Here is a 22,851-nt window from a genome sequence, read left to right on the forward strand (position 1 = left end):
TTTTTTGTTAAAAATTGGCTAATTTTAGTCATCCCGCCATTTACTTAATCAAAAATTTTATTACTAATGCCAAAGTTGGAAGAAACTTCTGTAGCAGCAGAAATAGCTGCTAAGTTTATTAATTACACGTCGAAGCATGTTTTTTTAACGGGAAAAGCAGGAACAGGAAAGACTACTTTTTTACATAAACTGATAAAGTTAACGCATAAAAAAGCAGTGATTTGTGCGCCAACAGGTATTGCAGCCATAAATGCCTCAGGTGTAACCATCCATTCGCTGTTTCAGTTGCCATTTGGTGCTTTCTTTCCTGATGCGGCAGGAAACCTCAACAATCAGAACATCACTTTCAACTTCAATACACCACGTACAATTGTAAAGCATATGAATATGCAGGGCAATAAACGGAGGATGTTACAAGAGTTGGAATTGTTGGTAATTGATGAGGTAAGTATGCTCCGTGCTGATATGCTGGATGCAATTGATTTTGCTTTACGTTACATACGCAGAAATCGAAACATACCTTTTGGCGGTGTACAATTGTTATTTATCGGCGACTTGCACCAGTTACCGCCCGTTGTCAAAAACGATGAATGGCGGGTGATGGCTGGTTTTTATAAAAGTATTTATTTTTTCGATGCCCTGGCTTTGCAGAATAATCCGCCGGTGTACATCGAATTGGATAAAATTTATCGGCAGGATGATGCCGTATTTATTGGCCTGCTTAATAATTTAAGAAACAATCAAATCACACTTGAAGATACTGCTTTGCTCAGACAACATTTTAAGCAAGATTTCAAGCCCTCGGCTGATGAGAATTACATTACTTTAACAACGCACAATAATAAAGCTGATGCGATCAATCGGGAAAGGTTAACACAATTGAAAACGAAGTCTTACTTTTTTGATGCAAAAATTACCGGCGAGTTTAATGAGTATGCCTATCCGAATGAAAAAAGTCTGGAGCTAAAAGTTGGTGCGCAGGTCATGTTTATTAAAAATGATATGACCTCCGAAAAGCGTTATTATAACGGTAAAATCGGTATTGTTCATCATATTGAAAAAGATGTTATTGAAATAGAACTTCCTGAAGAAAAAACAGTAATTGAAGTTGCGCCTTATACCTGGGAAAACGTAAAATATAAATTGAATGAGGCAACTAACGAGATTGCAGAAAATGTTGCAGGCTCGTTTGTTCAATATCCGATAAAATTGGCTTGGGCAATCACTGTTCATAAAAGTCAGGGTTTAACTTTCGATAAAGCGATTATTGATATTGGCGATGCCTTTGCGCCTGGACAAGCCTATGTCGCACTATCGCGTTTGCGATCTTTAAAAGGTTTGGTTTTAACCTCGCACCTGCGCGAAAGCGGTTTGCAGCAAGATCAAAACATCCATTATTTCTCTAGCACAAAACAAGCTGCAGATGTTTTAACCCAGCAAATCAGCGTAGAGAGTTACGATTTCATCAGAACTTATTTATTGTCGGCTTTTGATTTGAATCTCGTTCGGTACTACATGAAAGAGCACGTCGAAACTTTCGATAAGAGTGAGGCAAAATCAACCAAGCAGCGTTACGATGGGTGGACAATGGACCTGTATAAAGATTTTCAGAAAATTACGGCGACGGCAGATACATTTGTGAATCAACTGAAAAACCTTTTTGCACAGCAAACCGAACATACCTTATTTAATGTTTCAAAAAGGGTAGAGGCAGCCGTGAAATATTTTAGTCCGCTGATAAAAGAAGTTTCTGATAAATTTTTGCAACACGTTGAAGTTATAAAGGAAGAGAAGCAGATTAAAACTTATTTAACCGAATTGCTTGAACTGGAAATCGTGATTTATGAACAGTTAAAGAAAATAATTAAAAGTAAAGCCTTACTGCAGGCAATTATTGATGGTAAGGAATTTAGTAAAGCGGATACAGATAAACTTTTAAATACAGCTGCGAGGGAAGCACAATTGCAAAAAGCAATCAATTTAAAAGGTATGGCTGTAAAAGTTAGATCAGCCGCAGAGAAGAAAAAGAAAGAACCGAAAATAGATACAAAATCGGTGAGTTTCGACCTTTATAATCAAGGAAAATCTTTAGAAGAGATAGCAAAAGAACGTGGTTTTTCTGTTGGCACCATTGAAGGGCATTTGGCTTATTATGTTTCAACGCAGCAAATTGATGTTTCGAAATTGGTAAAGCCTAATAAAATTAGAAATATTAGTGATGCAGTTGAAAGCCAGAAAACTAAGTCGATGGCTACGATTCGGGAGTTTCTAGGTAAGGATTATTCATTTGGGGAGATTAAAATGGTGCTGGCATCGTTGTTTCCATCGGAGGAATAGCAATTAAGATTAACCGCAAAGAAAGCAAAGAAAAATACGCAAAGAACGCAGAGTGAAATTTCAAACTATGAATGAAAATGAATTATCAAGAATTGTAATCGGATTAGCTATCGAAGTTCATAATGCGTTGGGCCCTGGTTTGTTGGAAAGTGCTTACAAAGAATGTTTGTTTTATAAAATCGCTAAAGTTGGATTATTTGTTGAAAAGGAAAAAATTATGCCTTTAATTTTTGAAGAAGTTAAGTTAGAATGCGGTTATAGAATTGATATTTTGGTAGAGCAAAAATTGGTGTTGGAGTTAAAGAGCGTTGAAGTTTTAAATGATGTTCATTTAGCTCAGACTTTAACTTATATGAAATTAGGAAATTATAAATTAGGTTTATTAATGAATTTCAATGTTAGCTTGTTAAAGGATGGACTAAAACGGGTCGCTAATGGCCTATAAATTTTTTTATTCATTTACAAAAAACTTTGGGAATTGTATGGTTAAATTTTTTAAGCCATTAGCTTTTAATTTTCTTTGTTTCTTTGCGGAAAAACTTTGCGAACTTTGCGGTTAAATGAATAAAGTTGATTTACTAGCGCAATATATGCCTGCCGAGGCAGCGCCGCTTATTGCAAAGTGGATAGATTATTTTCAGTGCGAGTTTAAAATCGCTAAAACCCGTTCTACAAAACTTGGCGATTACCGCCATCCATACCGCGATAAAGGACATCGGATTTCAGTGAATTTTAATTTAAATAATTACGCTTTTCTGGTTACAACCGTTCATGAATTTGCGCATCTTTTAACCTGGAACGATTTCAAAAACAAAGTAAAACCGCATGGTTCGGAGTGGAAAAAAAACTTCCAAAGGATGATGGTTCCATTTTTCGATATGAATATTTTTCCTGCCGATATTCATAAGGCAATTGATAATTACATGTCAAATCCTGCAGCATCGAGCTGTTCTGATTTACATTTATCCAGAGCGTTAAAAAAGTACGATTCTCATAAAGTAGAAACTTTGCACCTGGAACAACTGCCAATAAACACCATTTTCAAAATAAAAGATGGACGCCGATTTAACAAAGGCGAACGCATTAGAAAACGTTATCGTTGTGTTTGTTTAGATGATAAAAGGATTTATCTTTTTAATCCTTTGGCAGAGGTTTTTGTGGTGGAGTAGCTAAAACGGTCGTCATTGCGAGGAACGAAACAATCCTACAACGTTCGCTATAACACCCAAAGCATAAAATTGCTTCGTGCCTCGCAATGACGCAATTTTGTTAAACAAACTCAAACGTATCGCCATTAAATAAACCTTTGTCGCTTAGCTTTAAATGTGGAATAACCAATAAGGCCATAAAGGAAAGCGTCATAAAAGGAGCAACCAAGGTAGAACCCAGTTCTTTTGCAAATTTATCAATGGAAGTATAGCTTTCGGCAACTTTATATCCGTTTTCATTACTCATTAAACCGGCCACAGGCAAAGCCAGAATTTCTTCTTTCCCATTGCCCAAAGCAACTACGCCACCGGTTTCTTTAATAACCAAATTAACTGCATCGCAAATACTTTTGTCATCAACGCCAACCGCAATAATGTTGTGACTATCATGCGCCACACTGGATGCAATGGCGCCCTGTTTTAAGCCGAAATTTTTAACGAAAGAAACTGCAATTGGCGCATCGTGATAACGATTTACAACGACCATTTTCAGAACATCGTTTTCTAAATCACTAATGATATTTCCGTTTGAAACTTCAGGTTTTGCGGAAAGTCTGTTGGTAATTAACTGACCGTCTAACGCCTCGATAACTGGAATTTCTGACTGTCCGGCAAAAGCATACACAAAATCTTTTTCCTTTTTAAAGCTGCAATCGAAATGATTAACCGATTCCCTGTCTTCTAAATGCTTAACCCAATCGCCAACGGTTTGGCCGTTCTCTGCCAGTAAAACGCCATCGATATAGGTTTGCTTAATTTTGAAACTTATTAAATCTTCAGCTACAATAAAATCAGCAAAATCGCCAGTTTGCAACTGACCAACATCTAATTTATAATGAAGAATCGGATTGATGCAGGCTGCCTGAAGCACATTAAAAACATCGATTCCCTTTGCAACAGCTCTGGCACAAAGTGCATTTATATGACTCTCGACCAGGCCATCAGGATGTTTGTCGTCACTGCAAAACATCATCCTTTCCGGCCAGTCGTTTAGCAAATCAATCAATGCCTCGAAATTTTTAGCAGCGCTTCCTTCGCGGATGAGGATTTTCATCCCTCGCTGTAATTTATCTAAAGCTTCTTCAGCAGTAAAACATTCATGGTCGGTAGAAATCCCTGCATTAATGTATCGCTGAACAGCATCGCCACGCAGACCCGGCGCATGACCATCAACTGGTTTTCCCAATTCATGTGCTGCGGCAATCTTTTTTAAAACCTCTTCATCTTTATAAAGTACGCCAGGGAAATTCATCATTTCACTCAGGTATTTTATTTCCGGACGTTCTAAAAGCGACTTAACATCATCGTGGTTTAATTCGGCGCCTGCTGTTTCAAAAATGGTGGCCGGAACACAGCTTGGTGCGCCGAAGTTGAACTTAAAAGGAACAGTTTTTCCATTCTCTATCATAAATTCGACACCATCCATGCCGCAAACATTAGCAATTTCGTGCGGGTCGCTAATGGTAGAAACCGTTCCATGAACTACCGCTAATCTTGCAAATTCACTTGGAATAAGCATGCTGCTTTCTATATGAACATGGCTATCTATAAATCCCGGAAGGATAAAATGAGCTCCATTTTTAGCTTCAGAAATTTTATTGATGGATTTAATTTTTCCACTTTCTACTTCAACTTCTCCAAAGAAAATATTTCGCTTTGTGATATCCGCTATATTACCTTGGATTTTAAAATTGCTCATGTTGTTGTTTAACTGTTAAATTGGTTAACCGATTAATTGCGAAATCGTGCTAAACAATTAACCGATTCAGACAATTTCAACAATTAACCTCGCCTAATATTTCAATAATTTTTCTATCGTTTCTGCCAATCTTGCCTTCGCCAAAAACTCATCTTCTAAAGCTTTATTCATTGGGATTGCCGTATCTAAACTGGCGCAACGCAATACAGGCGCATCTAAATATTGAAAACAATTTTCACCAATCCAGGCCGAAATTTCAGCACCAAAGCCATTGGTTAGTGTATCTTCATGCAAAATTAAAATCCTGCCTGTGGCTTTTACTGCTGTTCTAACGGTTTCCTTATCCCAGGGCTGTAATGTTCTTAAATCGATTAGTGTAGCCTCACTTTCGGGATTGTTATTCAGGTAATCCAAAGCCCAATGAACGCCTAAACCATAAGTGATGATGGCGAATTTACTTCCTGTTTTTAGTGTAACTGCTTTTCCAATTTCTGTGGTGTAATAGCCATCCGGAACAGCTGTGGTTAAACTTCTATATAAATATTTGTGTTCGAAATAGAGCACCGGATTTGGATCTTCAATTGCGGCCAACAATAAACCTTTGGCATCTTCCGGAAAAGCCGGATAGACAACCTTCAGTCCCGGCGTTTTGGTAAACCAGGCTTCGTTGCTTTGTGAATGAAATGGACCTGCACCAGTACCGGCACCTGTAGGCATCCGAACAACAACATCTGCTTTTTCGCCCCAGCGATAATGTGTTTTAGCTAAATTATTTACAATCTGGTTGAAGCCAACCGTTACAAAATCGGCAAACTGCATTTCTACAACGGCTTTGTAACCGTTTATAGATAATCCCAAACCTGCACCAACTATTGCCGACTCGCAAATAGGCGTGTTCCTAACCCTGCCTTTGCCGTATTTGGCTGTAAATCCATCCGTAATTTTGAATGCACCGCCATAATCGGCAATATCCTGTCCCATTAAAACCAGGTTCGGATATTTCTGCATGGCTAAATCTAAACCATCGGTTATCGCATCTAAATATCTTTTTTCTGTTGATGATTGGCTTGGTTCAATTACTTTCTGCGCATACGGAAAATACATATCTGCTTCTTCCCGAAAAGCATTCGCCTCTGGTTCAGGTTCATCAAATGCGGTCTCAACTTCGAATTCAATATCCCTTTTAATTTGAATTTTAATATCAGTAATAACATCAGTAGTTAAAATGCCTTGTTCAATCAGATAAGATTCGTAATTGCTTAAAGGGTCTTTCTTTTCCCATTCATCAAACAATTCCTGCGGAACATATTTGGTGCCCGATGCTTCTTCATGCCCACGCATCCGGAATGTTAAGCACTCCAACAAAATAGGACGCGGGTCTTTTCTGATTTCGTTTGCCAATTGATTAATGGTATCATAAACTTCCAGAATATTATTACCGTCGATTTGAACGCCTTCAATTCCGTAACCAATCGCTTTGTCTACTAAGTGCTTGCATCTAAACTGTTCTGATTTTGGCGTTGATAAGCCGTAGCCGTTATTTTCGATAAGAAAAATAACAGGCAGATTCCATACCGCCGCAACATTAACAGCTTCGTGGAAGTCGCCCTCGCTTGTTGCGCCCTCGCCGGTGTAAACGAGTGTTGCTTTTTGTTTTTGGGCTAAAACATCGGCCAATGCAATGCCATCGGCTAGCGCCATTTGCGGACCGAGGTGGGAAATCATCCCAATGATTTTAAAGTCTTGCGTACCGAAATGGAAGGAACGATCGCGGCCTTTGGTAAATCCGGAAAACTTGCCTTGCCATTGCGCCATTAATTTTTTTAAAGGAATATCTCGCGAGGTAAAAACCCCTAGGTTACGGTGCATGGGCAAAATATATTCATCGCTTTGCATGGCTAAGGTAGAGCCTACCGCAATAGCTTCCTGCCCGATACCAGAGAACCATTTCCCAATTCTTCCCTGACGAAGAAGTTTTAACATTTTCTCCTCAACCATTCGAGGATAAAGCAATCTCTTGTATAAATTCAGTAAGAATTGGTCGTCTTTATCGCGGCGGTTGAAATGCATTTTAGTTCTCAGATTTTCTTAGGTTCAATTCAGCTAATCTTCCTTATTCTTCTTCAATTCTTCCCATTGCTTTGCGAAAGATTTAACGGCAACTTTTGGCATCTCGCGATATTTACCCCAACTTTTTTTGAAGAAAGTATTCAGCATAAAGTTCTTGAATTTTCCACCGAAGAAGTCCATCCACTTACGTTTTTGCATCATTCGGTTAAACATGCCCCAGCCAAGTTCCTCAACTTTACCGTTCTCATGTGTCGCTGCGGCATCTCTGCGATTTAGCAATAACATTTTATGGATGTCGATTTTAACCGGACAAACTTCCGAACATTTTCCGCAAAGGCTGGATGCGTAACTTAAATGCTTAAATTCTTCCATACCCTTTAAATGCGGTGTAATTACCGAACCAATTGGCCCGCTGTAAGTGGTATTGTAAGTATGGCCACCAATATTTTTATAAACCGGGCAGGCATTTAAGCAGGCGCCGCAACGAATGCAGTACAAGCCTTGTCGCTGATCTTTTTGCGCCAGTAAATTTGTTCGTCCGTTATCTAAAAGGATGACATACATTTCCTCCGGGCCATCGGTTTCATTTGGTTGGCGAGGGCCGCTTAAAATGGTGTTGTAAACCGTTAAATTTTGTCCGGTACCATGCGAGGCAAGCAAAGGCCAGAATAAATCTAAGTCAGCCATTGATGGAATTACCTTTTCGATGCCCACAATAGCAATATGTATTTTTGGAAATGTGGTGCTTAAGCGGGCATTTCCCTCATTTTCTGTGATGGCAATACTTCCTGTATCAGCAATCAAGAAGTTCCCGCCACTGATACCGATATCAGCGTTTAAATATTTATCGCGAAGTAATTCCCTGGCTTTTTGAACCAGTTGAGGCGGCGTTGCATCAATCGGGGTTCCAAATTTATCGTGAAATAACTGAGCAATATCAGTTGCACTTAAGTGCATAGCAGGTGTAACAATATGATAGGGGGCCTGCCCCAGCAATTGGACAATGTATTCGCCTAAATCACTTTCTAAAGATTCGATTTGGTTACTTTCGAGAAAATCATTCAAGTGAATCTCTTCGGTGGTCATCGATTTAGATTTGATAACCGCCTTACCGTTATTTCTTTTAATAATTTTTAAGATTTCCTGCTGCGCTTCTTCGGCGTCATTAGCCCATATAACTTTTCCACCCCTGCGTTGAAAGTTAGACTCAAACTCAGGCAAGAACTTATCGAGATTTTCCATCACACGCCATTTTACAACATGCGCTTTCTTTTTCGATGCCTCCAGGTTTTCGAACTTTGATAAGCCCCGTTCTACTGCCGTATTGTATTTGCCAATGTTGTAATTTATGGTTTTACGATGCGGTAAATCGAACGCTTTCTCATCAGATTTCTCTAAAAATTCCTCGGCAGTTTTCATCATATCTCAAAGATAGGAAACATCGGTCGCTTAGCCCCTGAAAATTTGAATATTTAAGTGTGAAGATGATGTCTTAAGAAAATTTTACTGATTAAAATTACCAGATTAAGCTGACCTCGTATTTGCTTAAGTTAGCATCCTTGCTTATGAGATTAAAACCCATATCGATTGCCGTTGAGACGATAATCCTGTCGAAAGGATCCCGATGTAAGAAAGGTAAATTTTAAGTGTATTTAATGCGCTTACCTGTATAGGCAAAATAAACTGTTACCCTGCAAACAAGATTCTTCAAGTTCGGTTAGGTTATATTGCAGCTCCAGCTTTCCAAGTGATTGTTTAATTGAAATTTTCTAAAAGCTGGCAATACTTAAATACAGGCTGTAAGTTATACCTTCGATTACCTCGCGTGCCGTTGAGGATAACATCCGATTGTCGTCTTGCATCCATAATAATGTATGTGTATCTAAAAGATATTGTTTCACTGCATATAGTTCTGAAAGTCGGTTAAAGGTTCATCAAAATCTTTACTAACTTTCATTTTTCCTTTTAATAAACCCAATGTTCTTTTGTTCCCTTGCTTGGCTTTATTTCTTGCGCTTTTTTCTGAAATAAAATCGATAAAATCTTCCACTTCCTGCTGATAATTGGGTGGCAACATTTTTATTTTATCAAAAATATGTGCTTGACTCATCGTTTTGAATTTTATCAAAATAATATAAGTATATCAACCACAAAAAAGCCCCGACTAAATGGTCGGGGCCTAATATTTTTACTTTATTATTTCTTTGGATTACCTTTGCCATCCATATCAACAACCGGTCGCTTAGCCTGATTAGCCAATTCCCAGGCAATGTAATAGGTTAAGTGCGCTCGTTTCGCCAACAATTCGAAGTTAATTTTGCTTACTTCATCGCCAGGTCTGTGGTAATCCTGTTGCAACATACCATCGTAGAAGAAAATAATCGGAATACCCAATTTCGCAAAGTTATAGTGGTCTGAACGGTAATAAATTTGCTCAGGGTCTTTAGGATCATCATATTTAAAATCCAGTTTCATTTTGGTATAGGTTGCATTAACTCTATCCTGTAAGTTAGCTAAATCACTGCTTAACATTTTCGAACCTACTGAATAAATGTAGTTTGCTGAATCAGGTTTGCCTAAATATTCTTCACCAATACGGCCAATCATATCAGTATTTAAATCAGCAATTGTGTTTTCTACAGGGAATACCGGATGTTCAGAATACCATTCAGAACCCCAAAGTCCTTTTTCTTCACCAACTACAGTCATAAATAAAATACTGCGTTTCGGACCTTTACCCGCTTTTTTAGCATCCATAAAAGCTTTCGCCATTAATAAAACACCAGTGGTTCCGGAGCCATCATCATCTGCGCCGTTGTTAACTTTGTCTGTTGCATTAGGGTCATTAACTAATCCAATATGGTCATAGTGACCCGTTAACACCAATACTTCTTTTTTAAGTACAGGGTCAGAACCTTCCAGGTAACCCAACACGTTTTCACATCTAACCGGTGTTTCTGTTTTAGCTGCGCTTGCAGAAAAAGGAACATTTAATACCTGCGAAGCAGGTGCCTGACTATCAACAATCTTCTTTTGAAGATCAGCAACGGTTGTATTGGATGCTTTTAATAATTCGTTAGCAACAGCGGTTGATATCGAAATACGTGGAAGATCATTTTGTTTTTGAGCCTCAATAGCCGCATTGGTTTTAATCATTACCCTGCCGCTGTTTTGAGTTTTCTTTGTGTTTTCGGTAATTCTATCCACCATTGGATCGATAAGAATAATTGCCTTTACCTGATTTTCCGCAAAATATTTTGCTCTTGCTTCAAGCATTGCACGATAAGCTGCCCGGTCGATTCTGGTTCCCGGTTTTAATGTAGGATCTCCTGCACTGAACATCATAACAACTTTTCCTTTAATGTCAGTCCCGGCGAAATCGTTATAACTTCCTTTATTTATTGCATAACCAACAAAAACGATTTGATCAGTAGAAAAGGTAAAACCATTATTGCTGATTAAACTTGGAGAAACAACATAGTCTTTTTGATATTCCTTTGGCTGGCCGTTTATCGTTACCTGGCTTTGTTTTAAAGTAACGTTAACCAGATCGATTTTTTGAAAATACTCGCCATTAACAGGGCCTTTTAACCCGATTGACTTGAAATAGTTGCGAATATAATCTGCTGCCATCCAGGCACCTTTTGTACCTGTTTCGCGACCTTCATATTCGTCGGAAGCTAACACTGAAAGATGTTTAAGTCCGTCAGCCGGGTTTATGGCTTTGCTAAACTTCATTGCATCCTTATTTGGTACAAGTGGTTTAACCTGTGCGAAGCAGCTGATACTAAGTGCTGAAGCTAAGCCTAGAGTTAGAAATTTTTTATTCATTATATAGTAAAAGTTAGTTTCTTAAAATTAGCAGGATATTTTTTCTACCCTGTGTTGGTGCCTGCCACCTTCAAATTCGGTATTTAAAAAGGTTGTTGTTATTTCTTTAGCAAGTTCTTCAGATACAAACCTTGCCGGAATACATAAAACATTCGCATCATTGTGCTTTCTGACTAATGATGCAATTTCATTTTCCCAGCATAATCCTGCTCTGATGTGCTGATGTTTATTGGCAGTTATCGCAACGCCGTTTGCCGAACCGCAAAGCAAAATCCCATATTTAAAATCACCGCCTTCTACTGCTGAAGCAACAGGATGCGCAAAATCAGGATAGTCTACTGAATCAAGGCTATGTGTTCCAAAATCTTCAATTTCGTAATCAGAAAGAAAATCTTTAAGTACTTCCTTATATTCAAAACCTGCATGATCTGAACCAATTGCAATTTTTATTTTGGTGTTCGCCATCTGCCAAATTTATAGAGAATTATGAAATCTGTTCGTAATGTTTTTGTTAGTTAGCATAGAAATCAGCTTCAGCTTTTTTCTTCTTTTTTTCAATATAGGCCGAAACAAAAATACTAGCCTCATACAATAAAAACAAAGGTGCTGCAACAGTAAGCATTGTTAATATATCCGGCGTTGGCGTAACAATAGCCGCAATAATCAGGATAATTACCGCTGCATATCTTCTGCTTGATCTCATCAACTTCGGGGTCATCAAGCCAAGTTTTGATAATATAAAAATGATTATCGGGAGTTCGAAGATAATTCCGGTTCCTAATGTTAAAGTTGCGATTGAAGAAACATAAGAATCTATTGTGAAAGTGTTTTTGATTTCAGAACTAACCGTATAGCCAGTTAAGAAATTAATAGATAAAGCACAGATTATGAAATAGCCGAATATGATACCAATTATGAAAAGTACCGAAGCAAAAAAAACGAAACCGCTTGCTGATTTTCTTTCCTTTTCATGTAATGCAGGTTTAACAAAACGCCATATCTCCCAAAGCAAATAAGGAAAACCAAGGATTATACCGCACATTACACAGACATTCAATTGCAGGTTAAATTGGCCGGCCATTTCTGTATTGATAATTTCACCGTTAATTTTAGTGATACACATATCCTTACCGAGTGATGGAAAATGCTCAACGAGCTTACACATCATCCGGTAAGTCCAGAAATCAGGTTTTTTGGGGCCGAAAATTATCTTATCCAGAATTTCTTCGTTGAAATAAAAAGCAATTCCCGTGAAAACGCCAATTGCAATTACGGCTCTGATTAAATGTTTACGAAGTACATCGAGATGGTCAAAGAAAGACATTTCTGCTTCTAACGTTGTACTCTTTTGTCCGATAGCTTTTGTAAGTAGTGATTTTCTAGTGTCGCTCATGTTGAAAACAAAAATACCATTCTAAATGGATAGAATGGTATTTACGTGTTAAATATAGAAATAGTTTATATTATTCTGAAAATTCGAATGTTTCCATAAACTTGGTTGTGAAATTCCCCGCTCTGAAGTTCGGATCTTTCATCAATTGTAAATGGAAAGGAATGGTTGTTTTAACACCTTCAATTACAAATTCACCTAAAGCACGTTCCATGGTACAAATTGCTTCTTCGCGGGTTTGAGCCACGCAAATCAGTTTTGCAATCATCGAATCGTAGTTTGACGGAATCTGGTAACCGGCATAAACGTGTGTATCTACACGTACGCCGTGTCCTCCCGGGGAGTGGAAATTAGTAATTTTACCTGGCGAAGGGCGGAAATTATTTGCAGGATCTTCCGCATTGATGCGGCATTCTATTGCATGTAACCTTGGAAAATAATTTTTGCCCGAGATTGGTATACCCGCCGCAACTTTAATCTGTTCTTTGATTAAATCAAACTCAATAACTTCTTCCGTAACCGGATGTTCTACCTGGATACGGGTGTTCATTTCCATAAAATAGAAGTTACGGTGTTTATCAACCAAAAATTCGATGGTACCGGCTCCTTCATAGTTTACAGCCATTGCGCCTTTAATTGCAGCTTCACCCATTCTCAAACGAAGTTCTTCGGTCATAAAAGGGGAAGGAGATTCTTCAACCAATTTCTGGTGGCGACGTTGAATAGAGCAATCGCGTTCTGATAAATGGCAGGCTTTACCAAACTGATCGCCGATCACCTGGATTTCAATATGGCGGGGATCTTCAATATATTTTTCTAAATATAAGCCATCGTTCCCAAAAGCGGCACCAGATTCCTGGCGGGCACTGTCCCACGCATTTTCAAAGTCTTCATCTTTCCAAACCACACGCATACCACGGCCACCACCCCCGGCGGTAGCTTTAAGGATAACCGGATAGCCCATTTCATTAGCAATTGTTATACCCTCTTTAACGCTGGTTAGCAACCCTTCAGAACCCGGGATTGTTGGAACACCGGCAGTTTTCATGGTTTCTTTAGCCGAAGCCTTATCGCCCATGCCGTTAATCTGCTCAGGTGTTGCACCAATAAACTTGATGCCGTACTCACGGCAGATATTTGAAAACTTTGCATTTTCAGAAAGGAATCCGTAACCCGGGTGAATTGCATCAGCATTTGTTAATTCTGCAGCTGATATAATATTAGGGATATTTAAATAAGAATCTTTACTTGGTGGAGGGCCAATACACACCGCCTCATCAGCAAAACGTACATGTAAACTCTCTCTATCTGCAGTAGAGTAAACAGCAACCGTTTTGATGCCCATTTCCTTGCAGGTACGGATAATACGCAAAGCGATTTCGCCCCTGTTGGCAATTAGTATTTTTTTAAACATAATTTTTTAATTGATGATTACACCGATGAAAAGGATTACACCGATTTTGGATTATTATCCTAAAATAATTTAATCAATGGAATCATCTTAAATCTGTGAAATCAATTTCTAAATAGGTTCTACTAAAAATAACGGTTGGTCATATTCAACTGGCGATGCATTGTCGACCAAAATCTTAACGATACGGCCAGAAACTTCACTTTCAATTTCATTGAAAAGTTTCATCGCTTCGATAATACAGATTACTTTTCCTGTTGCAACTTCATCACCAACATTTACAAACATAGGTTTATCAGGGCTTGATGAACGATAAAAAGTACCAATCATTGGAGATTTGATGGTAATGTATTTAGATGTATCTTCTGCAACAGGTACAGCTGGCGTTGAGGCAGCTGGTGCTGTAGGCGCTGTTGCAACCGGTGCTGCTGCTTGTAAAAGCGGCGCTTGCGGTACAGTAGCATGTACAACTGTTGGTGTCTGGTTTGTTTTGATGGTGATTTTAAAATTCTCCTGCTCGATTGCAACTTCATTTACACCAGAACGAGAAACAAATTTAATCAGTTCCTGTATTTGTTTGATATCCATTTTTTAAGCTTGTTATGTAAAAAATAGTGTTTATTGAATTAACTAAGTTATACTTTTTTTGTTTTATTTTTCTAGTTGGTTAGTTTTTTGGATATTTTGTAGTTTAGTTCGACAATGTCCGATATTTAAATTTATACCTGCTAACAAACTAAAAAACAAAACAACCAACTAACTATTATAGGCCCATTTAAGGTATATAGAACCCCAGGTGAAACCACCGCCAAAAGCGGCCAATACAATGTTATCGCCTTTTTTCAACTTGCTTTCCCATTCCCATAAGCATAATGGAATTGTTCCGTTTGTGGTATTGCCATAACGTTCAATATTAATCATTACCTTATCAGTTGTTACGCCCATACGGTTTGCAGTAGCATCAATAATGCGTTTATTGGCTTGGTGAGGCACTAACCAGGCCACATCATCAGCAGTTAGACTGTTGCGTTCCATAATTTCTGCAGCAACATCTGCCATGTTGGTTACGGCGAATTTAAAAACCGTAGGGCCTTCCTGGTGTGCAAAATGTTCTCTCGCATCAATTGTTTCGTGTGTTGCCGGTTTAACCGAACCACCGGCTTTCATACCTAAGAAATCTCTTCCCGAACCATCTGTTCTCAAAATCGAATCCTGAATTCCTAAACCTTCCTCATTAGGTTCAAGCAAAGCGCAACCGCAACCATCGCCAAAAATGATACAAGTGGTACGGTCTTCATAATTGATAATCGACGACATTTTATCGCCCCCAACAACTAAAACTTTTTTGTGTCTTCCCGATTCAACAAAAGAAGCACCCGTAGCCAGGCCAAAAATAAAGCCTGAACAAGCGGCTTGTAAATCGTAACCCCAGGCATTTGTAGCACCAATTTTATCAGCTAACACGTTAGCCGTTGCGGGAAAAGTAAAATCAGGTGTAGTGGTGCAAAAGATAATCAATTCGATTTCCTTTGCATCGATACCTCTCTTTTTAAGCAATCCATTTACCGCATGAACGGCCATATCTGATGTACCTAAACCTTCTCCCTTTAAAATTCTGCGCTCTTTAATGCCCGTTCTGCTGGTAATCCATTCATCCGAAGTATCAACCATGGTTTCTAACTCGGTGTTTGTAAGCACATAGTCAGGAACGTAACCATTTACTGCTGTAATAGCAGCGTGAATTTTACTCATTTTAAAAATTTTAATAAATTATTTAAATGCCATTCTAATCTTTTCTACCAATCCGGTAGTTATCATTTCGCGGGATTGAAGAACCATATTTTTAACTGCCAACGGACTCGAAATTCCATGTCCGATAACAACGGGCGCGTTAACACCCAACACCGGACTACCGCCGTATTGCTCGTAATTGAAACGATCGAAAAATTCATCTTTCATGCCTTTTTTAACGGTAAGTACATAAAATGATTCGGCTAATTTTAGCACAACATTTCCGGTAAAACCATCACAAACAATAACATCAGCTTTTTCGTTAAATAAATCCCTTCCTTCTACATTGCCTACGAAATTGAATAAATTCGTATCCTTCATCAGGGGAAAGGTTGCCATACTAAGCATGTTTCCTTTTTCATCTTCCTCGCCTATATTCAATAACGCAACTTTAGGGGAATTTATTTGCCATAAATTTTCTGCATATAAACTACCTAAAACACCAAATTGCAAAAGAATATCCGGTTTACAATCTGCATTTGCGCCAACATCGAGCAGTAAGCCCGTGCCGCCTTTAATTTTCGGAAGAATTGTACATAAACATGGGCGGATAATGCCCGGAATCGTTTTAACGCTAAAAACTGCGCCAACCAACATTGCTCCTGAATTTCCTGCGCTGGCAAACGAATCGATTTTACCTTCTTTTAAAAGATTAAAACCAACGGCTATGCTCGATTTAGGTTTCTGAACAATTGCTTTTGTGGGATGTTCGCCCATACCAATAACCTCATCAGTATGAACGTATTCAAAATGATCCGGATTAAAACCTTCTTCTGCTAGAATTGGTTTAATCTGTTCGGTATCGCCAATAAGAACGAGGTGTTCTCCGGCGTTTAGCGATTGATGAGCTGCTATTGCTCCTAAAACGTTTGCTTTAGGAGCATAGTCTCCGCCCATTATGTCGAGGCCTATTTTCATAGAAAAAATCTGTCTGTGTTTGTTTTAGGTTAATCCTAAAAATTTCAGTTGACTAAGGTATGACTAAAGCCGCTGAAAACACAAACAATTTTTTAAGAAAATTACCCGATTTGAGTATTTTCGATAACCAATTTACCGTTATAGTATAGGTTACCATCAACGTTGTAAGCACGGTGAGGTACGTGGATAGCACCTGTTGCTGAGCATGTTGCTAAAGAAGGCGTCACAGCTTTATAGTGCGTTCTTCTTTTATTTTTTCTCTGTTTCGAGATTTTCCGTTTTGGATGTGCCATTGGTGTATAATCTAATTATTTTTTTAACTTATTAAGTGCTTCCCAACGCGGGTCGCTTGATTGTTCATTTTCTTCAGCTTGTTTGTCGATAGAAAGTTGCTCTAATCTATCAATCATTTCCTGATCGCACGCTTTACCGGCCTGCTCACAGTTTTTGATATAAGGTACCGCTACGTTAATCATTTCGTATAATGGGCCTGATATATCAATCGCAGTTTCTTTTCTGCTAAGGGAGATAATTTCATCATCATCACTCTCCAAATCATCACCTGCAAATTTTACAATTTGTCTTTCGTACAAATTAACTGGTAATGGAAATTCAGATAAACACTTATCGCAATCTAAATTTAAAGTTCCAATTACTTTGAATTTTAAAAGCAACATCGTCTCTTGTTTCTCAAGTTCCAGGTTCACTTTTAAATTTCCACTTTTAATTAACGAGTATTCAAAGGCGTTAAAAAAGGCATCATCAAGCTCATATTCAAACTGATGAGATCCCAATTTTAATCCGGTGAACGGTACTGAAAATTGTTTTAGCGGGTTCAAAGTACTGTAAAATTTTAGCCTGCAAATGTAGGGATAAAATAATTAGATAAAAAATGTTTTTTAAAATTGTTGCCGTTAAAAAACCTGCAGGGTTTTCAAAACCTGATAGGTTTACCTCTTTAAAACCATTTCTTTGTTGTTTCTGCTCCATTCGCTCCACGAACCCACATAGAGTTTAGGAATTGGTAATCTTGCATAGTCCATTGCCAAAAGCGTGTGGCAGGCTGTAATGCCTGAGCCGCAATGTACAATTACATTTTCGGGTTTAACATTAGCCAGGGCTGATGAATAGCTTTCTTTCAGGATTTCCGGCGCTAGAAAGTTCCCATCGGCATCAAGATTTTCGGTAAAAGGAATATTTGTCGCACCTGGAATGTGGCCGGCAATTAAATCAATTGGTTCAGTTAAACCGGCATAGCGGTTCGCATCACGAACATCTATGATAATATAATCTCCTGTTTTACCTGCCGCTTCAACTTCATTTATATCAGACAGAGGCAAAGCCCAATCCTGTACTTCGTATGCTCCGACAGATTTTGTTGTTTCAACTTTACTTGTTGTCGGGAAACCAGCTTTTACTGCAGCCTGAAAACCACCATCAATAACCTGAACTTTTTCATGCCCGATTGCCCTTAGCATCCACCACAATCTCGCTGCCGCATTCCCACCATTTTTATCATCGTAAACAATTACATGGGTATTTTTAGTAATGCCCAGTTTTTGTAAAACAGCAGAAAATTGTTCAGCAGTTGGCAGGGGATGTCTGCCGCCCGCAGCAAAATCGCCGATGTTGGCTAAATCCTCGTTTACATCAACGAAGATTGCGCCCGCCAGATGTTGTTCGTCATATCTTGCTTTTGAACCGGCACTGGCATCAACAATAACGATTTCATCATCCAGATTTAACCAGGTTAATTCTTCAGGTTTAATAATTGGAGAAAGTTTCGGCATGGCATTTCTGTTTTGTAAACTTATCAGGTTAAAAACCTGATAGGTTTGAAATTATAGTAATTTCTTATTAATCTACTTAAGAAACCTTCGAACATTTAAGTTGCTTTGGTCTTTTTTTCTGCTCTAAGAAGCATCATCTTTAATATCGAACTGTGTTTCAACCACTTTTCCGCCGGTGCGTAATTGGTTGCTCAGCATTTCTTCCTGCTCTCTGCGGTTTTTAACAATATGGATGGCTGAAAATAAAGCCTCGGTAAATGATGTGGAATCAGCTAAATCTTTACCGGCGATGTCGTAACCTGTACCATGATCGGGAGAGGTGCGAACGAAATTTAAACCGGCCGTATAATTTACCCCATTATGGAAGGCCAGTGTTTTGAAAGGAATTAAACCCTGATCGTGGTACATGGCCAAAACCGCATCGAATTGCTTGTAGCTGCCATTACCAAAAAAGCCATCGGCAGGGTACGGGCCAAAACACATGATGCCTTTATCATAAGCTTCCTGGATTGCAGGCGTAATAATTTCCGCTTCTTCGGTGCCCAATAAACCATTATCGCTCGCATGTGGATTTAAACCCAAAACGGCAATCTTTGGTTTTTCAACCCAGAAATCTTTCTTTAAACTTTCGTTAATCAGTTTTATTTTATTAAGGATTTTTTCTTTGGTAATAGCAGTTGGAACTGCTGCCACAGGAATGTGACCGGTAACCACGCCAACGCGTAAATTTTCGCTGATTAAAAACATCAGTACATCTTTACTGCCACTTTTTTCCTGCAAATATTCGGTATGGCCTGGAAAAGAAAATGTTTCTGACTGGATGTTGTGTTTGTTAATCGGAGCCGTAACTAAAGCATCGATATCGCCGGCAACTAAATCTGCCGTTGCTCTTTCCAGGGATAAAAGCGCATATTTCCCACCGGTTTCCGTAACCTGGCCAAGTTCGATTTTTACATCTTCTTCCCAGCAGTTAATCATGTTTGCCTTTTTTAGCTGTGCCTGATTGGCATGATTAATTACATTGAAACTAAAATCGCCGAGGTTATTTGCTTTCCTGTGGAATGAGGAAACCTTAGTATGGCCATAAACAATTGGCGTACAATAATTTAAAATAGCAGCATTTGATAAAGTTTTGATAATTACCTCTAAACCTATGCCGTTTACATCGCCTATACTGATACCAATTTTAAGTTTATTGCTCATAATTCCCGGGAAATTTTAGCGCAAATTACTGATTTTCGTTTAAAGACTTTAAAAAAAATGAAACCGCAAATCAAACGAAGTGATTCGCAAAGAAATAATAAGCCTATCTTTGTATTCTTAGCGTCGAATCTTTGCGCCCTTTGCGGTTAAGATATTCGACAAAATTTTAGGTATGAGTTTAGTAAAAGCAAAGAAACATTTAGGGCAGCATTTTTTAACCGACAAAGGCATTGCCAACCGCATTGTAGAAAGCCTGGTTAATACTGATAAATATAATCAGGTTTTGGAAGTTGGGCCGGGAATGGGTATTCTTTCTGATTTTTTGCTGCAACGCGAAGATTTACAAACTTACTTAATTGATATCGATACAGAATCCTTTCATTTTCTAAATGAAAAATATCCTCAGCTAGGCGAACGTTTAATTAACGGCGATTTTCTTAAGTTAGATTTTGATGAAATTTTTCCCGGTCAGTTCGCTATTATCGGAAACTTTCCTTACAATATTTCATCACAGATTCTATTCAAAATACTGGATAACCGGCATAAAGTTGTAGAGATGGTTGGCATGTTTCAAAAGGAAGTAGCGCAGCGTTGTGCTTCACCCGCAGGAACTAAAGACTACGGAATTTTAAGTGTTTTCCTTCAGGCCTACTATAAAATCGACTATCTTTTTACCGTTAAACCAGGTACATTTAATCCGCCGCCAAAGGTTCATTCAGCAGTTATCCGTTTAACACGAAATGAAGTTGAAACTTTAGATTGTGATGAAAAATTATTCTGGCGTGTGGTTAAAGCCGGTTTCAATCAGCGTAGAAAAACATTGAGGAATGCGGTTTCTGCCGTAATGCCAAAAGATAAAATGGATGATCATATTTATTTTGAAAAGAGGGCAGAACAATTAACTGTGGCTGATTTTGTGGCATTAACCAAGCATATAAGCAGGCTAATGTTGGTTTAGCCACAGATTTGCAGATTACAGGATCATTATCTTGGTTGGAGTGAACAGGATTTATTAAGGATAAGAAAATCGTTATAATACTAAGTCTGTGTAATCATGCGCGAAGCGATTTCTTGCAAATCCGTGATTAATTTAATTGATTTTCTCCTTTCCTTTGCGGCATAATTTGAAACAGCATGGTTAATTACAGCGAAATTTTCAGCGGGCAGGGAATGGATTATCAAACATACCGTACTCTGATAGATCGACTTCTTTTAGAGGGAAAGGCGACGGGCGATGTAACTTATGATTTGCACTATACGAAGATGAATGTGCAAAGGATGAGCCGTGTGGATAAGACGATTAGCTTAACCGACAAATTAGCATCAACCATTAATCATCTTAAAGAAAACTATAAGTTTTTAGTAATTACTGAGGGCTGGTGTGGCGATGCTGCACAAATTGTTCCGGTATTTAATAAAATTGCAGCAGCTTCTTTAGGTAAAATTGATTTGAAATTTGTGCTTCGCGATAAGAACCTGCCATTAATCGATGCGCATTTAACTAATGGGGGAAGGGCAATTCCGGTTTTAATTGTGCTTAATGAAAATGCAGAAAAGGTTTTGGCAACCTGGGCGCCACGGCCACAAGTATTGCAGGAACTTTTAAAAGAGTGGCGAAAAGAAACTGCCGAAATGACCATTTTATCAGAAAAGCTACATGGTTGGTATGCAAAAGATAAAACGCAAAGTACACAGGCAGAGCTGAATGAGCTTTTGACAGGCTTAATTGCCTAACCAGCTTGCAGCCGGCCAGTTTGTTGTTCCGAAGAAATGAGATAATAATGGTTTCATCAATTTTAAACCATTGGCACTGTTTGTAAAACAAACTAAAATTTCATCGGTTGTTGGATTGACGAAAAAAAAGCCTTGAAAATCACCATTATCGCCCCAATGCCAAAGCATTTTTCCTAAATCATTTTCCTGAATACCAACGCCTAATCCCCAGAACAGATATTTTGCCATAGGTTTAGGGTCTTTTGCATCGTAAACCGAAACGGTGTCTGAAAGCGTCGTTAACAAATATTTATGATAAAAAGCATTCAAAAAAAGCTGATAGTCGATAGCGGTTGTAAGCAGCGAAAACGCTGCATTGGGTAAAAAGAAAGGCATTCTCTGTGTTTGTTCGGCTTTATCGTTGTGACCAAAAGCTGCCAAAGGTTCAAATTCATCTTTCCAGATAAACGAAGAATTTTTCATTGCCAATGGCTTAAATACCATTTCATTTGCAATTTGCTGTAAATCCTTTTTTAAAATATTTTGAATGGCTAATTGAAGAAAAACAAAACCTTCGCCAGAATATTTCCAGTGATTGCCGGGCTCAAAAGTTGTAGCCAGGGTGGAGGTTGCCCATGATTTTTTCAATGGATTTTCTGTCCAGTTTGGCAATCCGCTGGTGTGCATTAAAACCATTCTTGCCGTAATCTTTTTAGCTGCAGAATCGTTTTTTAATCTCGGATAATCGTAATAAGAAATAAGGGGCTTATCTAAATCAATTTGCTTTTTACCGGCCAATTCCAGACAGATGTAGGCCAGTACAACCTTACTTAATGAAGCAGCCTGAAAAATAGTTTTTGATGAAACTTTTTGTTTATGCTCACTATCTGAAAAACCAGCATTGATTTCCGTAATTTTTCCTTTTTTAGCATAAATGATTTGTAAGCCGGTTACATTTGAATCTGCCAGTAATTTATCGGCAAACGATTGTGCATTTGTTTTCTGAATCAATAAAAAGAACATCAAAAAACAAATAATCCTTTGCATCTTAATCTACACTAACCGTTAAGCCTTCTTGTTGTAAAATTTTGCGATAGATTTCCATTTCCGTAAAGGAACCTTCTAAAACTGGGCATTTGCCTTCATTATGAACCTTCCAGGCAATTTTTTCAGATTGAGACTCGCTATAATCTAAATATTTCATCATGCAATAAATCACATGGTCGAAAGTATTTACATCATCATTCCACAAAATAAGGCGATGTACGGTTTTTATTGAAGTTAAAATTTCTTCGAGCGTAAAGGTCTCTTCTTTGGTTTCTGTAGACATGTGGCAAAAATAACTATTTTTATGGAAGATGTAATATGTTAAATGGAAGATGATTGTGGTTTTTCAAGGTGCCTATTCAAGGTTTTTAATTTTGAATTACATTTTCCATCTTACCTCATCCATCTTCCATCAGTTTTAATACATTTGTTAACCAAATAAT

Annotated in this window: 22 protein-coding genes; 5 read left to right on the plus strand and 17 right to left on the minus strand. The window is 38.3% G+C overall.

The features are described 5' to 3' along the window. The first annotated feature begins 66 nt into the window (after positions 1-66). From O0931_RS18475 to O0931_RS18485, 3 genes are all read left to right on the plus strand, one after another. Positions 67-2,337, plus strand: coding sequence for a helix-turn-helix domain-containing protein (locus O0931_RS18475; protein WP_269416968.1), 2,271 nt, complete (start codon positions 67-69; stop codon positions 2,335-2,337). A 67-nt stretch (positions 2,338-2,404) separates the two neighbouring features. Then, positions 2,405-2,782, plus strand: coding sequence for a GxxExxY protein (locus tag O0931_RS18480; RefSeq protein WP_269416969.1), 378 nt, complete (start codon positions 2,405-2,407; stop codon positions 2,780-2,782). A 115-nt stretch (positions 2,783-2,897) separates the two neighbouring features. Next, positions 2,898-3,506, plus strand: coding sequence for a SprT-like domain-containing protein (locus O0931_RS18485; RefSeq protein ID WP_269416970.1), 609 nt, complete (start codon positions 2,898-2,900; stop codon positions 3,504-3,506). A gap of 100 nt (positions 3,507-3,606) precedes the next feature. Here the strand turns inward: O0931_RS18485 and ade are convergent, their stop codons facing one another. From ade to pdxA, 15 genes are all read right to left on the minus strand, one after another. Further along, positions 3,607-5,244: an adenine deaminase gene (gene ade, locus O0931_RS18490; RefSeq protein WP_269416971.1), complete on the minus strand. Its 1,638-nt coding sequence runs from the start codon at positions 5,242-5,244 to the stop codon at positions 3,607-3,609. 93 nt (positions 5,245-5,337) lie between these two features. Then, positions 5,338-7,314, minus strand: a complete 1,977-nt coding sequence (locus tag O0931_RS18495) for an alpha-ketoacid dehydrogenase subunit alpha/beta (RefSeq protein ID WP_269416972.1) — start codon at positions 7,312-7,314, stop codon at positions 5,338-5,340. A 33-nt stretch (positions 7,315-7,347) separates the two neighbouring features. Next, positions 7,348-8,736, minus strand: a complete 1,389-nt coding sequence (locus O0931_RS18500; RefSeq protein ID WP_269416973.1) for a LutB/LldF family L-lactate oxidation iron-sulfur protein — start codon at positions 8,734-8,736, stop codon at positions 7,348-7,350. Positions 8,737-9,211: 475 nt separating this feature from the next. After that, positions 9,212-9,424 carry a type II toxin-antitoxin system VapB family antitoxin gene (gene vapB, locus O0931_RS18505; RefSeq protein WP_269416974.1) on the minus strand — a complete coding sequence of 71 codons (213 nt, stop codon included), beginning with the start codon at positions 9,422-9,424 and terminating at the stop codon, positions 9,212-9,214. An 86-nt stretch (positions 9,425-9,510) separates the two neighbouring features. Continuing rightward, positions 9,511-11,145 carry a M28 family peptidase gene (locus O0931_RS18510; protein WP_269416975.1) on the minus strand — a complete coding sequence of 545 codons (1,635 nt, stop codon included), beginning with the start codon at positions 11,143-11,145 and terminating at the stop codon, positions 9,511-9,513. A 27-nt stretch (positions 11,146-11,172) separates the two neighbouring features. Then, positions 11,173-11,610, minus strand: coding sequence for a ribose 5-phosphate isomerase B (gene rpiB, locus O0931_RS18515; RefSeq protein ID WP_269416976.1), 438 nt, complete (start codon positions 11,608-11,610; stop codon positions 11,173-11,175). A gap of 46 nt (positions 11,611-11,656) precedes the next feature. Beyond that, positions 11,657-12,538 (minus strand): twin-arginine translocase subunit TatC, encoded by an 882-nt coding sequence (gene tatC, locus O0931_RS18520; protein ID WP_269416977.1) that lies wholly within the window; start codon positions 12,536-12,538, stop codon positions 11,657-11,659. A gap of 70 nt (positions 12,539-12,608) precedes the next feature. Further along, complete coding sequence (accC, locus tag O0931_RS18525; RefSeq protein ID WP_269416978.1) at positions 12,609-13,949, minus strand: acetyl-CoA carboxylase biotin carboxylase subunit; 1,341 nt, start codon at positions 13,947-13,949, stop codon at positions 12,609-12,611. A 108-nt stretch (positions 13,950-14,057) separates the two neighbouring features. Then, entirely contained in the window at positions 14,058-14,534 is a 477-nt protein-coding gene (gene accB / locus O0931_RS18530) for an acetyl-CoA carboxylase biotin carboxyl carrier protein (protein ID WP_269416979.1), read from the minus strand. Between the two features lie 168 nt (positions 14,535-14,702). Next, positions 14,703-15,698, minus strand: coding sequence for a beta-ketoacyl-ACP synthase III (locus O0931_RS18535; protein ID WP_269416980.1), 996 nt, complete (start codon positions 15,696-15,698; stop codon positions 14,703-14,705). Positions 15,699-15,716: 18 nt separating this feature from the next. After that, a complete protein-coding gene (gene plsX / locus O0931_RS18540) occupies positions 15,717-16,655 on the minus strand; it encodes a phosphate acyltransferase PlsX (RefSeq protein WP_269416981.1) in 939 nt (312 codons plus the stop codon). A gap of 101 nt (positions 16,656-16,756) precedes the next feature. Next, positions 16,757-16,948, minus strand: coding sequence for a 50S ribosomal protein L32 (gene rpmF, locus O0931_RS18545; RefSeq protein WP_025143959.1), 192 nt, complete (start codon positions 16,946-16,948; stop codon positions 16,757-16,759). A 15-nt stretch (positions 16,949-16,963) separates the two neighbouring features. Beyond that, a complete protein-coding gene (locus O0931_RS18550; RefSeq protein WP_331283637.1) occupies positions 16,964-17,449 on the minus strand; it encodes a YceD family protein in 486 nt (161 codons plus the stop codon). Positions 17,450-17,605: 156 nt separating this feature from the next. Further along, a complete protein-coding gene (locus O0931_RS18555; RefSeq protein WP_269416983.1) occupies positions 17,606-18,445 on the minus strand; it encodes a sulfurtransferase in 840 nt (279 codons plus the stop codon). Between the two features lie 123 nt (positions 18,446-18,568). Beyond that, on the minus strand, positions 18,569-19,648 hold the full coding sequence (gene pdxA, locus O0931_RS18560; RefSeq protein WP_269416984.1) for a 4-hydroxythreonine-4-phosphate dehydrogenase PdxA: 1,080 nt from the start codon (positions 19,646-19,648) through the stop codon (positions 18,569-18,571). Positions 19,649-19,820: 172 nt separating this feature from the next. On the opposite strand from pdxA, the gene rsmA reads away from it, so the two are divergent. Together rsmA and O0931_RS18570 are read left to right on the plus strand one after the other, a co-directional pair. Beyond that, positions 19,821-20,606, plus strand: a complete 786-nt coding sequence (gene rsmA, locus O0931_RS18565) for a 16S rRNA (adenine(1518)-N(6)/adenine(1519)-N(6))-dimethyltransferase RsmA (RefSeq protein ID WP_269416985.1) — start codon at positions 19,821-19,823, stop codon at positions 20,604-20,606. 176 nt (positions 20,607-20,782) lie between these two features. Then, positions 20,783-21,382: a thioredoxin family protein gene (locus tag O0931_RS18570; protein ID WP_269416986.1), complete on the plus strand. Its 600-nt coding sequence runs from the start codon at positions 20,783-20,785 to the stop codon at positions 21,380-21,382. Here O0931_RS18570 and O0931_RS18575 read toward each other — a convergent pair. Then, positions 21,371-22,384, minus strand: coding sequence for a serine hydrolase domain-containing protein (locus O0931_RS18575; protein WP_269416987.1), 1,014 nt, complete (start codon positions 22,382-22,384; stop codon positions 21,371-21,373). The two genes, O0931_RS18570 and O0931_RS18575, sit on opposite strands and share 12 nt — an antisense overlap. Positions 22,385-22,409: 25 nt before the next feature. After that, the gene (locus O0931_RS18580) at positions 22,410-22,691 is read right to left on the minus strand and encodes an ATP-dependent Clp protease adaptor ClpS (RefSeq protein WP_269416988.1); all 282 of its coding nucleotides are present in this window, start codon (positions 22,689-22,691) and stop codon (positions 22,410-22,412) included. Positions 22,692-22,851: the final 160 nt, after the last annotated feature.

The organism is Pedobacter rhodius, assembly GCF_027213645.1.
GTDB lineage: Bacteria > Bacteroidota > Bacteroidia > Sphingobacteriales > Sphingobacteriaceae > Pedobacter > Pedobacter rhodius.

Bases quoted from the DNA above. Each gene is read 5' to 3' on its own strand.
- accC (WP_269416978.1), bottom strand. From the start codon at position 13,949: ATGTTTAAAAAAATACTAATTGCCAACAGGGGCGAAATCGCTTTGCGT.
- rsmA (WP_269416985.1), top strand. From the start codon at position 19,821: ATGAGTTTAGTAAAAGCAAAGAAACATTTAGGGCAGCATTTTTTAACC.
- ade (WP_269416971.1), bottom strand. From the start codon at position 5,244: ATGAGCAATTTTAAAATCCAAGGTAATATAGCGGATATCACAAAGCGA.
- tatC (WP_269416977.1), bottom strand. From the start codon at position 12,538: ATGAGCGACACTAGAAAATCACTACTTACAAAAGCTATCGGACAAAAG.
- O0931_RS18485 (WP_269416970.1), top strand. From the start codon at position 2,898: ATGAATAAAGTTGATTTACTAGCGCAATATATGCCTGCCGAGGCAGCG.
- O0931_RS18475 (WP_269416968.1), top strand. From the start codon at position 67: ATGCCAAAGTTGGAAGAAACTTCTGTAGCAGCAGAAATAGCTGCTAAG.
- accB (WP_269416979.1), bottom strand. From the start codon at position 14,534: ATGGATATCAAACAAATACAGGAACTGATTAAATTTGTTTCTCGTTCT.
- pdxA (WP_269416984.1), bottom strand. From the start codon at position 19,648: ATGAGCAATAAACTTAAAATTGGTATCAGTATAGGCGATGTAAACGGC.
- O0931_RS18535 (WP_269416980.1), bottom strand. From the start codon at position 15,698: ATGAGTAAAATTCACGCTGCTATTACAGCAGTAAATGGTTACGTTCCT.
- rpiB (WP_269416976.1), bottom strand. From the start codon at position 11,610: ATGGCGAACACCAAAATAAAAATTGCAATTGGTTCAGATCATGCAGGT.
- plsX (WP_269416981.1), bottom strand. From the start codon at position 16,655: ATGAAAATAGGCCTCGACATAATGGGCGGAGACTATGCTCCTAAAGCA.
- O0931_RS18580 (WP_269416988.1), bottom strand. From the start codon at position 22,691: ATGTCTACAGAAACCAAAGAAGAGACCTTTACGCTCGAAGAAATTTTA.
- rpmF (WP_025143959.1), bottom strand. From the start codon at position 16,948: ATGGCACATCCAAAACGGAAAATCTCGAAACAGAGAAAAAATAAAAGA.
- O0931_RS18510 (WP_269416975.1), bottom strand. From the start codon at position 11,145: ATGAATAAAAAATTTCTAACTCTAGGCTTAGCTTCAGCACTTAGTATC.
- O0931_RS18495 (WP_269416972.1), bottom strand. From the start codon at position 7,314: ATGCATTTCAACCGCCGCGATAAAGACGACCAATTCTTACTGAATTTA.
- O0931_RS18575 (WP_269416987.1), bottom strand. From the start codon at position 22,384: ATGTTCTTTTTATTGATTCAGAAAACAAATGCACAATCGTTTGCCGAT.
- vapB (WP_269416974.1), bottom strand. From the start codon at position 9,424: ATGAGTCAAGCACATATTTTTGATAAAATAAAAATGTTGCCACCCAAT.
- O0931_RS18555 (WP_269416983.1), bottom strand. From the start codon at position 18,445: ATGCCGAAACTTTCTCCAATTATTAAACCTGAAGAATTAACCTGGTTA.
- O0931_RS18570 (WP_269416986.1), top strand. From the start codon at position 20,783: ATGGTTAATTACAGCGAAATTTTCAGCGGGCAGGGAATGGATTATCAA.
- O0931_RS18480 (WP_269416969.1), top strand. From the start codon at position 2,405: ATGAATGAAAATGAATTATCAAGAATTGTAATCGGATTAGCTATCGAA.
- O0931_RS18500 (WP_269416973.1), bottom strand. From the start codon at position 8,736: ATGATGAAAACTGCCGAGGAATTTTTAGAGAAATCTGATGAGAAAGCG.